At 73.0% G+C, this 14,489-nt stretch carries 9 protein-coding genes; 4 read left to right on the top strand and 5 right to left on the bottom strand.

The genetic code is table 11. The features are described 5' to 3' along the window. From CR162_RS02425 to CR162_RS02415, 3 genes are all read left to right on the top strand, one after another. Positions 1–1,200 (top strand): CaiB/BaiF CoA transferase family protein, encoded by a 1,200-nt coding sequence (locus CR162_RS02425; RefSeq protein ID WP_245870088.1) that lies wholly within the window; start codon positions 1–3, stop codon positions 1,198–1,200. Further along, positions 1,197–2,150, top strand: a complete 954-nt coding sequence (locus tag CR162_RS02420) for a hydroxymethylglutaryl-CoA lyase (protein WP_099093950.1) — start codon at positions 1,197–1,199, stop codon at positions 2,148–2,150. The genes CR162_RS02425 and CR162_RS02420 overlap by 4 nt, the downstream gene beginning before the upstream one ends. 64 nt (positions 2,151–2,214) lie before the next feature. Then, entirely contained in the window at positions 2,215–2,985 is a 771-nt protein-coding gene (locus CR162_RS02415; RefSeq protein WP_099093949.1) for a tetratricopeptide repeat protein, read from the top strand. 37 nt (positions 2,986–3,022) lie between these two features. On the opposite strand, the gene cydC is transcribed toward CR162_RS02415, so the two are convergent. Together cydC and cydD are read right to left on the bottom strand one after the other, a co-directional pair. Beyond that, entirely contained in the window at positions 3,023–4,693 is a 1,671-nt protein-coding gene (cydC, locus tag CR162_RS02410; RefSeq protein ID WP_099093948.1) for a thiol reductant ABC exporter subunit CydC, read from the bottom strand. A 5-nt stretch (positions 4,694–4,698) separates the two neighbouring features. Further along, positions 4,699–6,378: a thiol reductant ABC exporter subunit CydD gene (gene cydD, locus CR162_RS02405; RefSeq protein WP_099093947.1), complete on the bottom strand. Its 1,680-nt coding sequence runs from the start codon at positions 6,376–6,378 to the stop codon at positions 4,699–4,701. Positions 6,379–6,494: 116 nt separating this feature from the next. On the opposite strand from cydD, the gene CR162_RS02400 reads away from it, so the two are divergent. After that, on the top strand, positions 6,495–7,400 hold the full coding sequence (locus CR162_RS02400) for a polysaccharide deacetylase family protein (RefSeq protein ID WP_099093946.1): 906 nt from the start codon (positions 6,495–6,497) through the stop codon (positions 7,398–7,400). Positions 7,401–7,443: 43 nt separating this feature from the next. On the opposite strand, the gene fzlA is transcribed toward CR162_RS02400, so the two are convergent. The 3 genes from fzlA to CR162_RS02385 all read right to left on the bottom strand — a co-directional run bounded on the left by fzlA (position 7,444) and on the right by CR162_RS02385 (position 14,242). After that, entirely contained in the window at positions 7,444–8,112 is a 669-nt protein-coding gene (gene fzlA, locus CR162_RS02395; RefSeq protein ID WP_099093945.1) for an FtsZ-binding protein FzlA, read from the bottom strand. Positions 8,113–8,237: 125 nt separating this feature from the next. Continuing rightward, a complete protein-coding gene (gene gltB, locus CR162_RS02390) occupies positions 8,238–12,797 on the bottom strand; it encodes a glutamate synthase large subunit (RefSeq protein WP_099093944.1) in 4,560 nt (1,519 codons plus the stop codon). 5 nt (positions 12,798–12,802) lie between these two features. After that, the gene (locus tag CR162_RS02385) at positions 12,803–14,242 is read right to left on the bottom strand and encodes an NAD(P)-dependent oxidoreductase (RefSeq protein ID WP_099093943.1); all 1,440 of its coding nucleotides are present in this window, start codon (positions 14,240–14,242) and stop codon (positions 12,803–12,805) included. Positions 14,243–14,489: the final 247 nt, after the last annotated feature.

Raw genomic sequence — 14,489 nt, 5'->3', positions numbered from 1 at the left:
GTGTCAACCAACCCTCTCCCCCTCGCCGGCTTGCGGGTGCTGGATTTCGGCCACACCGTGATGGGCCCCACCTGCGGCGTGGTGCTGGCCGATCTCGGCGCCGAGGTGATCCGCGTCGAGCCGCCGGAGGGCGACCGCACCCGCCGGCTGGGCGGCTTCGGCACCGGCTTCTTCGCCACCTACAACCGCAACAAGGCCAGCCTGGCGCTGGACCTGAAGGACCCGCGCGGCAAGGCTCTGCTGGAGCGCCACGTCCCCACCGCCGACGTGCTGGTGGAGAACTTCGCGCCCGGCACCATGGAGCGGCTGGGCCTCGGCTGGGAGCAGCTCCGCGCCCGCAACCCGCGCCTCGTCTATTGCGCGCTGAAGGGCTACCTGCCCGGCCCCTATGAGGACCTGCCGGCGCTGGACGAGGTGGTGCAGATGCAGGGCGGGCTCGCCTTCATGACCGGCCTGCCCGGCCGGCCGCTGCGCGCCGGCACCTCGGTGGTGGACATCATGGGCGGGGTGTTCGGCGTCGTCGGCATCCTGGCGGCGCTGCGGCAGCGGGAAGCCACCGGCCAGGGCCAGAAGGTGCAGGCCTCGCTGTTCGAGAGCGTCGCCTTCATGGTGGGGCAGCACATGGCGGCGGGCGCCATCGCCGGCAGCCGCGTGCCGCCGATGACGGCGCGGCGCATCACCTGGGCCATCTACGACGTGTTCGCCGCCGCCGACGGGCAGGTCTTCGTCGGCGTCACCAGCGACCAGCACTGGCAGCGCCTCTGCGCCCGGTTCGGCCTGGAGGCGCTGGGCGCCGACCCCGGCCTCGCCACCAACGCCCAGCGCGTGGCGGGCCGCGCGCGGATCATGCCCGAGCTGGAGCGGATCTTCGCGTCCATGACGGTGGCCGAGGTGCTGGAGCGCTGCCGCGCGGCGCGCATCCCCTGCGCCCCCGTGGCCCACCCGGAGGACCTGTTCGACGACCCGCACCTCGCCGCCAGCGGCATCATGGGCGAGACGGCGCTGACCGACACGCTGCGCGCCGCCCTGCCGATGACGCCGCTGCATTTCGAGGCCGCCGCCCTCGGCCTGCGCCGCCAGCCACCGCATGTCGGCGAGGGCGGCGCGGCGGTGCTGGCGGGCCTCGGCCTCAGCGAGGCGGAGATCGCCGCGCTGCGCCAGGACGGCGTGCTGGCGCTGCCGGAGGAGACCGCCGCATGAGCCTGCCCCCCCGCATCGAGATCCGCGAGGAAGGCCCGCGCGAGGGCTTCCAGTTCGAGAAGGGCGAGATCCCCACCGCCCGCAAGGTGGCGCTGATCCAGGCGCTGGCCGGAACGGGGCTGAGGCGCATCCAGGCCGTCTCCTTCGTCGATCCGCGCCGGGTGCCGGGCATGGCCGATGCCGAGGCCGTCTGCCAGGCGCTGCGGCCGCCGCCGGGCGTCGCCTTCGGCGCGCTGTGGCTGAACGCCAAGGGGTTCCTGCGCGCCCTGGTGGCGCCCAACCTCACCCTGGACGGCAGCGTCTCCGTCTCGGCCTCCGAGGCCTTCGGCCGCCGCAACCAGAACCGCGACCGCGAGCAGGACCTCGCCGCCGCCGCGGCGCTGATGGCGCTCTATGCCGAGCACCGCATCCCCTTCGCCCGCGCCACGGTGATGGCGGCCTTCGGCTGCAACTTCCAGGGCGAGGTGCCAGTGGGCGCGGTGATTGACCGCGTGGCGGCCATCCTGGCGCTGGCCGGCGGCGCGGGGCTGGAGCGGCCGGTCGTCTCGCTGGCCGACACCATGGCCTGGGCCACGCCCCGGCGCGTCGCCGCCGTGGTGGGCGCGGTGCGGGAGAAGTGGCCCGAGCTGGAACTCTCGCTCCACCTGCACGACACGCGCGGCCTGGCCATGGTCAATGCCTGGGAAGGGATGCGCCTCGGGGTCGCGCGGTTCGACGCGGCCATTGCCGGGCTGGGCGGCTGCCCCTTCGCGCGCCATGCCGGGGCGGCGGGGAACATCTGCACGGAGGACCTCGCCCTGCTCTGCGCGGAGGCGGGCATCGAGACGGGGCTGGACCTGGAGCGGCTCATCGAGGCGGGCAGGCTCGCCGAGGAGGTGGTCGGGCACCCGCTGCCCGGGCGCGTCAAGCAGGGCGGAAGGCTCCACCCCGCCGGCCCGCCGCCTGGGTGAGGGTCCCGACCCGCGCCGGCCCGGAATAGTTGCGAGGAGATCGCAACAAGGCTAGAGCCAGGGCATGTCCATCCCCCTCTCGACCGTGCGCGAGGCCAGCGCCGAGCAACTCGAGGCCGCCTTCAGCGGGCCGCCGGAGGAGGCGGCGCGCTGGATCGCCGCCGCCGCCCGCGCCGGCATGGTGGAGGCCCAGATCCTCTACGGGCAGATCCTGCTGGAAGGCCGCGGCGTGAAGGAGGACCGCTCCGCCGCGCTGGGCTGGTTCCAGGCGGCCGCCGGCGCCGGCAACCTCAAGGCGCTGACCATGGTAGGGCGCTGCCACGAGCTGGGCTGGGGCACGCCGATCGACCTGCGGCGTGCCCGCGCCATCTACAGGGACGCGGCGGCAAAGGGCTTCGACTGGGCGCAATACAACCTCGCCGCCCTGCTGGCGCGGGAAGGCGACCGCGCCGGGGCGCTGGCCTGGTACCGCCGCGCCGCCGAGCAGGGCCACGCCAAGTCGATGACGGTGCTGGGCCGCTTCCTGGAGGCCGGCTGGGAAACGCCGCCCGACCCGGCCGCCGCCCACGCGCTTTATGCCCGCGCCGCCGCGCTGGGCGATTTCCGCGCGCAGTTCAACATGGGCACCCTGGCCACGGCGGCGGGCGACATCCCGGCGGCGCTGCGCTGGTTCGGGCAGGCGGCCGCCCAGGGCTCCCCCGGCTTCCTCGGCAAGATGGCCATGGCGCTGCTGGCCCGCCCGGAGGCCGAGCTGCGGGCCCTCGGCGCGCGGATCGAGGCCGCCAGGGCCGCAGGCGGCCGGATCGCGGAAACCCCGGTGGCGGAGGAAGGGTAGGAGGCGCGGGCGAGGAAGCCCCTCTCCCGCATCCCTCTCACCCCATTGCCGGCAGCGCCCTGCCGCCCACGAGGCGGAGGATGCGCGTCGGCCGCTCCACCCCCAGCAGGCGGTGGGCGATCAGGATGACGCTGCGTCCCTCGGTGGCGCTTTCCAGCGTTTCCAGGAAGGCGCGCTCGGCGGAAGGGTCGAGCCCCGCCCCCGGCTCGTCGAGGATCAGGATGTCGGCCGGCGCCAGCAGCGCGCGGGCCAGCGCCAGGCGCCGCCCCTGCCCGCCCGAGAAGCGGGCCCCGCCCTCGCCGCAGCGCGTGCCCAGCCCTTCCGGCAGGGCGCGCACCACATCCGCCACCCCGGCGCGCTCCAGCGCCCGCCACAGCGCGGCATCGTCCGCCTCCGGCGCGGCAAGGCGGAGATTGGCGGCGATGCTGTCGTCGAACAGCCGCGCATCCTGGGTCAGGCAGGCGATGCGGGCGCGAACCGCGTCGGCCGGCAGCGCGGCGAGATCGACCCCGCCCAGCGTCAGCCGCCCCTCCTGCGGCGCGGCCAGCTTCAGCAGCAGCGAGGCCAGGGTGGACTTGCCGGCCCCCGACGGGCCGAGCAGCGCCAGCCGCCCGCCTTCCGGCAGCTCGAAGCTGAGATCCTCGAACACCGGCGCGCGGTCCGGCGCCCAGGCGAAGCGCACGCCCTCGGCGCGCAGCGCGTGGCCGCGCGGGGCCTCGGCGGGGCTGGCGGGCTCGGCCACGGGGGCGGGGGTGTCGGCCGCATCGAACAGGCGGCGGGCGCTGGCGCCGGCGGCGGCCAGGGCAGTGCCGGCGCGCGGCAGGGCGGCCAGCACCTCGCCCGCGGCGAGCGCCAGGAACAGGCCGATGATGGTGGCGCCGACCGCGCCCGGGCCGCCCGCCAGCCCGTAGCCCAGCGCGCCCAGCAGCGCCGCCTGGGCCAGCAGGCCGCCGCTGGCGCCGCCCCAGGCGGAGCGCCGGGAAAGCCGGTCCTGCGTCTCGGCCAGGGCGCGGCCCGCCTCCTCCAGCCGGGCGGCGGCGCGCGGCTCGGCATTGGCGGCCAGCGTGTCCTCCAGCCCCAGCAGCGGGTCCACGGCGGCGGCGCGCAGGCCGCCCCGCGCCTTGGCCACGCGGGCCGCGGCGCGCGCGGCGCCGGGCGCCAGCAGCGGCGGCAGCAGCAGGGCGAGCGCCAGCGGCAGCGCCACGATGGCGGCCAGCGCCGGCCCGGCCGCGCCCAGCAGCACCGACACCGCCAGCACCACGGCGATGGCAGCGGCGCCGGGCACCAGGGCGCGGAGATAAAGCCCGTCCAGCGCCTCCACATCCGAGACGAGGCGGCCCAGCAGGTCGCCCGCGCCGCGCAGGCCGAGGCCGGCGGGCAGCCGCTCGGCCAGGCGGCGAAAGAACCAGATGCGCGTGTCGGCCAGCGCCCGGAAGGTGGCGGAATGGGTGACGAGGCGCTCCAGGTAGCGGGCGCCGGGGCGCAGCGCCATCAGCGGCCGCAGCAGCAGCAGCGAGCCGACCGCGGCGCCGGTGAGCGCGCCGCTGCGCAGCCCTTCCGAAACGCCGCGCCCAGCGAGGGCCAGCAGCGCCACGCCGGCCAGGGCCGCCAGCACGGCCATGGCCGCGCCGCCGAGCAGCCAGCCCCGGCGGGCGCGCCAAAGGCCGAGGACGCGGATCAGGTCGGTCTGGATCAGGGCCTGGCGCATGGTGCTCACTCCCCGGCCATGCGGGAGAGGGTGGCGCGGCCCTGCTCCAGCTCCAGCACGCGGCTGAAGCGGGCGCGCAGCGCCGGCGAATGGGTGGCGATGATGGCGGTGCGCCCGGCGCAAAGGCGGCGCAGGCTGTCCAGCACCTGCGCCTCGGTGCCGGGGTCGAGATGCGCCGTGGGCTCGTCGAGCAGCACCAGGGGCGCGTTGCGCAGGAAGGCGCGGGCGATGGCCACGCGCTGCGCCTGCCCGCCGGACAGGCCGAAGCCCCCCTCGCCCACCAGCGTGTCCAGTCCCTGCGGCAGCGCGGCCGCGAACTCGGCGACATGGGCGGCGCGGGCGGCGGCCTCCACCTCGGCCGGGGTGGCATCGGGGCGGGCGAGCAGGATGTTCTCGCGGATGGAGGCGCGGAACAGGTGCGCCTTCTGCCCGACATAGGCGGAAAGCCGGCGCAGCTCGGCCGGGCGCAGCGTGGTGGCGTCCCGCCCGTTCAGCGCGATGCGCCCGCCATCGGGGGCGTGGAAGCCCATCAGCAGCCGCAGCACGGAGGACTTGCCGGAGCCGGAAGGGCCGGCCAGCACCAGCGCCTCGCCCGGCAGCACGCGGAAGGTGAGGTCGGTCAGCGCGGGGCCGCGCGCCGGGTCGTAGGTGAGGGCCACATGCTCGAAGGTGACCACCACGCTGGGCGGGATCTCCGCCAGTTGCAGCCCCTCCTCCTCGTCCGGTCCTTCCAGCAGGGGCGCGAGCGCGGCGGCGGCGCCGTTGGCGGCCATGCGCTCGTGATAGGCGGCGGAGAAGGCGCGCAGCGGCGCGAAGAAGCCCGGCACCATCAGCAGGCAGAACAGCGCCGCCTGCGGCGCCGGGTGGCCGCCCACCAGCAGGTTGCCGTGCCGCCAGGCGAGGCAGCCCAGCACCGCGGCGAAGATCACCTCCAGCACCAGGCCGGACAGGAAGGCCACGCGCAGCACGCGCATGGTGCGGCGGCGCAGCTCGTCGGCGGCGGCGGCGAGCGCCTCCGCCTCCGCCTCCTGCCGGCGGAACAGCACCAGCTGCGGCAGGCCGCGCATGCGGTCGAGGAAGCGGCCCGAGAGCGCCTGCAGCGCGTCGAATTGCTGCCGGCTGGCCAGCGCCGCGCCGATGCCCGTCACCGCCATGCCCACCGGCACCATGGCGCCGGCCACGAACAGGATCAGCCCGCTCAGCGGGTCCTCGGCGGCGACGGCGATGGCGATCAGCAGCGGGCCGGCGACGGCCAGGGCGGCGGCGGGCAGCCAGCGGGAGAAATAGCCGTCCAGCGCCTCGATGCGGTCCACCACCAGGGTGGCGCGCTCGCCCACCGGCCGCTCATCGGCCGGGCCGGCGCGCAGCAGGCGGGCAAAGGCGCGGCGGCGCAGCCCGGCCCGGGCGGCGGCGCCGGCATCGGCCTGCGCCGCCTCCTGCGCCACGCCGAGCGCGATGGACAGCAGCGCCAGGGAGGCGGCGCCGGCCAGCTCCGCCCAGCCGGCGGTGCCGTGGCCGAGCAGGGTGGCCAGCACGGTGGCGATCAGCCAGGCCTGGGCGATGCCGCAGGCGATCGAGGCAAGGCCGAGCAGGATGGGACGCGCCAGCCGCGCCCGACCCGAGCGGGCGGTCGCGGAGAGCAGGGCGCGGGCCCGGGCCGCCTCGGCCGGCGGGGGCTTGGACATGGGCGGGTTCTAGCGGCTTTCGCGCGGCGCGGGAACTGTGGAGGCATGTGGCGGCGCCTGGCCTGCCCTTTGCTTGGCGGCTGTGCTTTGTCTGCACACCTCCGGAGGAAAAGCCCATGCTGCCAGGCCATGGCCGCTACGATTACCGCCCCTGGCGCGGCCGCCCCGCCTATGAATGGCCCGGAGGCACGCGGCTGGCGGTGTATGTCGGCCTCAACCTGGAGCACTTCGCCTTCGGCCAGGGGCTGGGGGCGGAGCTGGCGCCGGGTGCCAATGGCGGCGGCGGCCCGCAGCCGGACGTGCTGAACCATGCCTGGCGGGACTACGGCAACCGCGTCGGCGCCTGGCGCATGCTCGACCTGCTCGACGAGCTGTCGCTGCCCGCCACCGTGCTGCTGAACAGCGCGATGTATGGCCACGCGCCGCAGCTCGTGGCCGCCCACCGGGCGCGCGGCGACGAGATCGCCGGCCATGGCCGCACCAACAGCGAGCGGCAGAGCACGCTGGACGAGGCGGCGGAGGCGGCGCTGATCGCCGAGGCCACCGCCGCCATCGCCGCCGCCGAGGGGGCGCCGCCGCGCGGCTGGCTCTCGCCCTGGATCGCCGAGAGCCTCGTCACCCCCGACCTGCTGGCCGAGGCCGGCTACCGCTACACGCTGAACTGGTGCGCCGACGACCAGCCGATCTGGATGCGGACCCGGGCGGGGCGGCTGCTCGCCATCCCCTATCCGCAGGAGGTGAACGACATTCCCGCCATCGTCGCCCGCAAGGATGGCGCGGAGCGGTTCGCGCGGATGATCGTGGCGGATTTCGAGGAGCGGCTGCGGCAGGTGGCGCGGGACGGCCAGCCCCAGGTGATGGGCATCGCGCTGCACCCCTATCTGGTGGGGCAGCCCTACCGGCTGCGGGCGCTGCGCGGCGCGCTGGAGCGGATCGCGGCGGAGCGCGACACGGTGTGGATCACCACCGCCGGCGCCATCCTGGACCATGTTCTGGCACTGCCCGAGGGCATGGTGCCCTGAGGAGGGCGGGGGAAAGGCGGCGCCCTCCCCCCGTGGCCGGCCTTCAGAAGTCGAGGTCGGCGTAATGGACGGGCGGGTTCACGCCGCTCACCCGGTCCGCCAGCAGGGAGCGGAAGGCGGGACGGGACTTCACCCGCGCATACCAGTCCTTGGCGCTCTCGTTCAGCGACCAGTCGAGGTCGCCGATGTAGTCGAGCGCCGAGAGGTGGGCGGCGGCGGCGAGGTCGGCGAGGGAGAGCGCGTTGCCGGCGAGCCAGAGCCGCGTCTCGGCCAGCCAGCCCAGATAGTCGAGATGCGGCTTGAGGTTGGCGTAGCCCGCGCGGATGGCGGCGGCATCCGGGTTGCCGCGCCCGAGCAGCCGCTTCATCTGCTTCTCGTAGAGCAGGTTCTCCGTCACCTCGCGGGCGAACTTGCCATCGAACCAGGCGACGAGCCGGCGCACCTCCGCCCGCTCGCCCAGCGTCCGGCCGAGCAGCGGCAGGTCGGGATAGGCCTCGTCCAGGTATTCGCAGATGGCGTAGCTGTCGGCCAGGACGAGGCCGTTCTCCTCCTCCAGCACCGGCACGGTGCAGGCGGGGTTCAGGCCCAGGAACTCCTCCCGCCGCTCCCAGACCCGCTCCACCCGCAACTCGAAGGGGATGCGCTTCTCGCTGAGGACCAGACGCACTTTGCGCGCATAGGGGGAGAGAGGCAGATGGTAGAGGATTCGCATGCACCGGGCCGAGACAGGAAGGGGCGGCGCTTATCGCACGCCGCCCCCGTGATCGCAAAGATGGCGCTCACGGAATCGTGAGCAGATGGCCGGCCTTTCCGGGCCTGGTCACGCAAACTTGGCCATTATTCCGCCGCGATCGCCACGGCCTCCAGCGGCTGCGGCAGGTAGCGGACATACTCCTTCGGCACGACCTGCCAGAAATGGCCGCGCTCGCTGTCCCAGTCGTTCAGCAGCCGCGCCGCGTGGCGCGAGCCGGTCTCCGCCGCGTGGCGGGCGATCAGCGATTGCAGCACGCCCTCCCAATGGACGGAGGACAGGCGGCGCCAGACCAGCGTGTCCGGGTTCAGCCGCTGCTCGAAGGTGGCGTCCGCGTCGTAGATGAAGGCCTGGCCACCGGTGAAGCCCGCGCCGAAATTGTCGCCCACGCTGCCCAGGATGACCACCACGCCGCCCGTCATGTACTCGCAGCCATTGGCGCCGACGCCCTCGACCACCGCCGTGGCGCCGGAGTTGCGCACGGCGAAGCGCTCGCCCGCCTGGCCGGCGGCGAAGAACTCGCCCGCCGTCGCGCCATAGAGGCAGGTGTTGCCGACGATGGAGTTCTCGTTCCACACCAGCGGCGAGGACGGCGCCGGCCGCACCACGATGGTGCCGCCCGACAGGCCCTTGCCGACATAGTCGTTGGCGTCTCCCAGCACCTCCAGCTTCAGCCCGCGCACGGCGAAGGCGCCGAGCGACTGGCCCGCGCTGCCCCGCAGCCGCACCGTCAGGTGGCCCGGCTGCAGCCCGGTCATGCCGAACTTGCGGGTGATCTTGCTGCTGATCTTGGTGCCGATGGCGCGGTGCGTGTTGCGGATGTTGTAGGCGAGCTGCATCTTCTCGCCCCGCTCGAACAGCGCGGAGGCATCGCGGATCATGTCGGCGTCCAGCGTCTCCGGCACCTCGTTGCGGCCTTCCAGCGTGCAGTGGCGCGGATAGGGGCCGGCATCGGCCTGCACCAGCAGCGGGTTCAGGTCGAGGTCGTCGAGGTCGTCGGCGCCGCGGCTGACCTGCTTCAGCAGGTCGGTGCGGCCGATCACCTCCTCCAGCCGGCGGAAGCCGAGCCCGGCCAGGATCTCGCGGATCTCCTCGGCGATGAAGGAGAACAGGTTGATGACCTTCTCCGGCGTGCCCTCGAACTTCTGCCGCAGCGTCTCGTCCTGGGTGCAGACGCCGACGGGGCAGGTGTTGGAATGGCACTGCCGCACCATGATGCAGCCCATGGCGACGAGGGAGGCGGTGCCGATGCCGAACTCCTCGGCGCCCAGCATGGCCGCGATCACCACGTCGCGCCCCGTCTTGAGGCCGCCATCGGTGCGCAGCTTCACGCGGTGGCGCAGCCGGTTGAGCAGCAGCACCTGATGCGTCTCGGACAGCCCCATCTCCCAGGGCAGGCCGGCATACTTGATGGAGGAGACCGGCGAGGCGCCGGTGCCGCCCGAATGGCCGGACACCAGGATGGCGTCCGCCTTGGCCTTGGCGACGCCCGCCGCGATGGTGCCGATCCCTGAGCGCGAGACCAGCTTCACGCAGACCGACGCCTCGGGGTTGATCTGCTTCAGGTCGTAGATGAGCTGCGCCAGGTCCTCGATCGAGTAGATGTCGTGGTGCGGCGGCGGGCTGATCAGGGTGACGCCCGGCGTCGCGTGGCGCAGCTTCGCGATGATGCCGCTCACCTTGAAGCCCGGGAGCTGGCCGCCCTCGCCGGGCTTGGCGCCCTGCGCCACCTTGATCTCGATCTCCTTGCAGTTGTTCAGGTACTCGGCCGTGACGCCGAAGCGGCCCGAGGCGATCTGCTTGATGGCGGAGTTGGCGTTGTCGCCATTGGCGCGCGGCCGGGCGCGCTCGGCGTCCTCGCCGCCCTCGCCGCTGTCGGAGCGGGCGCCGATGCGGTTCATGGCGATGGAGAGCGTCTCATGCGCCTCGGGGCTCAGCGCGCCGAGGGAGATGCCGGGCGCGACCAGGCGCTTGCGGATCTCGGTGATGCTCTCGACCTCCTCGATGGCGATCGGCCGGGTCGCCTCGGCGCGGAAGTCGAGCAGGTCGCGCAGCGCCACGGGCGGCAGCTTGCGCACCGCGTCCGAGTAGCGCTTGAAGGTCTGGTAGCTGTCCGTCTCCACCGCGTGCTGCAGCATGTGGATCAGGCTGCCCTCGAAGGCGTGCGCCTCGCCGCGGCGGCGCAGCTTGTAGAGGCCGCCCACCGAGAGCACCGGCGCCTCGCCCTGCCAGGCCTTGCGGTGCATGGCCAGCACCCGGCGCGCGATGCCGGAGAGGCCGATGCCGGAGATGCGGCTCTGCATGCCGGGGAAGAACTCGCCCACCAGCGCGCGCGAAAGCCCGATCGCCTCGAAGTTCATGCCCCCCCGGTAGGAGGACAGCACCGAGATGCCGATCTTGGACATGATCTTGAGCAGGCCCTTGTCCACCGCGCGGCGGTAGGAGGCCACGCAGTCCTTCAGCGACTTCTGCCCGAACAGGCCCCGGCGGTGCCGGTCGGCGATGCTTTCCTGCGCGAGATAGGCGTTGACCGTGGTGGCGCCGGCGCCGATCAGCACCGCGAAGTAGTGCACGTCCATGCACTCGCCGGCCCGCACGTTCAGGCTGGTGAAGGTGCGGAGCGAGTTGCGCACCAGATGCGTATGGACCGCGCCCACCGCCAGGATCATCGGGATGGCGGCGCGCTCGGGCCCCTGGTTCTCGTCCGTGAGGATGACATGGGCGCAGCCGGAGCGGACCCCCTCCTCCGCCTCGTGGCGGATGCGCTCCAAGGCCCGGCGCAGCCCGGCCTCGCCTTCCGCCACGGGGAAGGTGCTGTCCACCTCGCAGGCCGTGTCGCCCATGTAGCCGCGCATCGCCGTGAACTCGGCGTTGCTCAGCACGGGGCTGTCCAGCATCAGCATGTCGCACTGGGTGGGGTCCTCGTCGAGGATGTTGCCCAGGTTGCCGAGGCGGGTCTTGATCGTCATCACCCGCGTCTCGCGCAGGCTGTCGATCGGCGGGTTGGTCACCTGCGCGAAGGTCTGCCGGAAGTAGTGGTGCAGGCCGCGGTACTGGTTGGAGAGCACGGCGATGGGCGTGTCGTCGCCCATGCTGCCGATCGCCTCCGCCGCCTCCTCCGCCATCGGCTGGAGGATGGTCTCCAGGTCCTCCATGGTGACGCCCATGGCGAGCTGGCGCCGGCGCAGCGCCTCGCCGCTCAGCGCCGGCGCCTCGTCCACCTCGGCGCGGACGATGTCGTCGATGCGCGTGGTGCGGTTCACCCAATCGCCGAAGGGATGGCGGGCGGCCAGCATGTCCTTGAGCGCGGTGTCGCCATAGAAGCGCGCCTCGTCGAGGTCGACCGCGATGCACTGGCCGGGACCGACGCGGCCCTTGGCCACGATCTCGCTCTCGGCCAGCTTCACCATGCCCGTCTCGGAGCCCACGATCAGCAGCTTGTCGGCCGTGACGGTGTAGCGGATCGGGCGCAGGCCGTTGCGGTCGAGGCCGGCGATCGCCCAGCGCCCGTCGGTGGCGCAAAGCGCGGCGGGGCCGTCCCAGGGCTCCATCACGGCGTTGCAGTACATGAACAGGTCGCGATGCGCCGCCGGCATGGTGGCGTTGCTGCCGATGCTCTCGGGGATGAGCATGGCCTTGGCCATGGGCGCGTCGCGCCCGCCGCGCACCAGCAGCTCGAAGACGTTGTCGAGCGTCGCGGTGTCCGAGCCGCCCGCCTGCACCACCGGCTTGATGTCCTCCATGAAGGGGTCGAGCAGCCGGTGGGCGAGCCGCGTCTCGTGGCTCTTCATCCAGTTGATGTTGCCGTGGACGGTGTTGATCTCGCCGTTATGGGCCAGCATCCGGAAGGGCTGCGCCAGGCGCCAGGTGGGGAAGGTGTTGGTGCTGTAGCGCTGGTGATAGATGGCGAAGCGGCTGACGAAGCGCTCGTCCAGCAGGTCGGGGTAGAAGTCGGTGATGTTCTCCGCCAGGAACATGCCCTTGTAGATGATCGAGCGGGCGGACAGGCTGCACAGGTAGAGCTCGGGCACCTGCGCCAGGATGGCCTGCTTCTCGATGCGGCGGCGGATGACGTAGAGGTCGCGCTCCATCGTCGCGATGTCGCGCTGCTCCGGGTCGTAGATCAGGATCTGCTCGATCTCGGGGCGCGTCGCATTCGCCTTTTCGCCGATGCAGGAGACGTCGATCGGCACCTGGCGCCAGCCATAGATGTTGTAGCCGGCGTTCAGGATCTCGGTCTCGACGATCTGGCGGCAGCGCTCCTGCGCCGAAAGGTCGGTCTTGGGCAGGAAGATCTGGCCCACCGCGATGCGGCCCGGACGCAGCCGGTCGCCGCCGCGCTCCACCACCTCGGCGAAGAAGTCCTGCGGGATCTCGATGTGGATGCCGGCCCCGTCGCCGGTCTTGCCGTCGGCATCCACGGCGCCGCGGTGCCACACCGCCTTCAGCGCGTCGATGCCCGCCTGCACCACGTCGCGCCGCGCGCGGCCGTCCAGCGCGGCGACAAGGCCGACGCCGCAGGCATCGTGCTCGGTGACATCGACATGCGCCGCACCCGAGAGCAGCGCGGCGTTGCGGCGGAAGCTCTCGGCGAAGGCGGCACCGTTCTCGGCGGCGCGTCCGGAGGCGTTCTCGAACTGGGTCATATCGGTCACTCCGCCGCCATGGCCGGCGAAGCCTTCGCCAGCACGTACTTCTCGATCTGGTCGGCCGCGTCGCGGCCATCGCGGATGCCCCACACCACGAGGCTCGCGCCGCGCACGATGTCGCCGGCGGCGAAGACGCCGGGGAGGTTGGTCATCATGCTGCGGCGGTCCACCGTCAGCGTGCCCCAGCGGCTGACGGTCAGGCCGGGCTCGCCGAACAGGGTGGGCAGGTCCTCGGGGTCGAAGCCCAGCGCCTTGATGACGAGGTCGGCCGGCTCGGCGAAGGCGCTGCCGGGGATCGGCTCCACCTGCTGGCGGCCGGTGGCGTCGGGCAGGCCGAGATGCATCCGCACCGCGCGCACGGCGCCGACCTTGCCCCCGTCGCCCTCGAAGCCCTCCGGCGCGCAGAGCCAGGCGAAGCGCACGCCCTCCTCCTCCGCGTTGCCCACCTCGCGCATGGAGCCCGGCATGTTGGCCTTGTCGCGGCGGTAGAGGCAGGTGACGCTCTCGGCGCCCTGGCGGATGGCGGTGCGGACGCAGTCCATCGCCGTGTCGCCGCCGCCGATCACCACCACCTTCTTGCCCGCCGCGTTCAGCGCGCCGCTCTCGAACGCCGGCACCGTGTCGCCGAGGCCCTGGCGGTTGGAGGCGGTGAGATAGTCGAGTGCCGGGACGATGCCCTCGAGGTCGCTGCCCGGGCCGCCGATGTCGCGCGCCTTGTACACGCCGGTGGCGACCAGCACCGCGTCGTGCCGCGCCCGGATCTCGGCCAGCGAGATGTCGCGGCCGATCTGGCAGTTCAGCACGAACTCGATGCCGCCCTCGGCATATTGCGCGTGGCGGCGCAGCACCACCTCCTTCTCCAGCTTGAAGTTGGGGATGCCGTAGATCATCAGCCCGCCGACACGGTCGTAGCGGTCATACACCGTGACCTTCCAGCCGCGCTGCCGCAGCCGCTCGGCCGCGGCGAGGCCGGCGGGGCCCGCGCCGATGATGCCGACCGAATGCCCCACCTCGCGCGCGGGCTTCGGCGGCTTCACCCAGCCCTGGTCCCAGGCGGTGTCGGTGATGAACTTCTCCACCGCCCCGATGGTGACGCTGTCGAACCCCTTCTCGATGACGCAGTTGCCCTCGCAGAGCCGGTCCTGCGGGCAGACGCGGCCGCAGATCTCGGGAAAGGTGTTGGTGGCGGCGGAAACCTCGTAGGCCTCCTCCAGCCGCCCTTCCGCCGTCAGCTTCAGCCAGTCGGGGATGTTGTTGTTCAGCGGGCAGTGGATCGAGCAGAAGGGCACGCCGCACTGGCTGCAGCGGCTGGCCTGCTCGCCCGCCCGCTCGGCGGTGAAGCGGCGGTAGATCTCGCCGAAATCCTGGCGGCGGGCCTCGGCCGAGCGCTTGTCCGGAGTCTGTTGCGAAAGGCGGACGAATTGCAGCATGCGTTCGGCCATGAACACGGTCCTTCGGCAGGAAGGTCGGACAAGGGGCCGGGGGCGCTCGCCGCCAGGGCGCAGGGGGCGCCATGGCGGGGCTTCCGCCCCGGCCGGCGCAGCTTTGGCATAGTCGGAGGCGCCATGCGAGTCCTATTCCCACTGAAAGGACAGCATGGCTTACCTTGAAATTTGCGCCTCCTTCTCTCCTTCTGGTTTCATTGGCAAACCCACATCCTGATAGGTCCGATACGGACTTTTAGCACTG

Source organism: Teichococcus rhizosphaerae, from assembly GCF_002631185.1.
Lineage (GTDB): Bacteria > Pseudomonadota > Alphaproteobacteria > Acetobacterales > Acetobacteraceae > Pseudoroseomonas > Pseudoroseomonas rhizosphaerae.
This window is presented reverse-complemented; position numbering and strand designations above follow the sequence as displayed.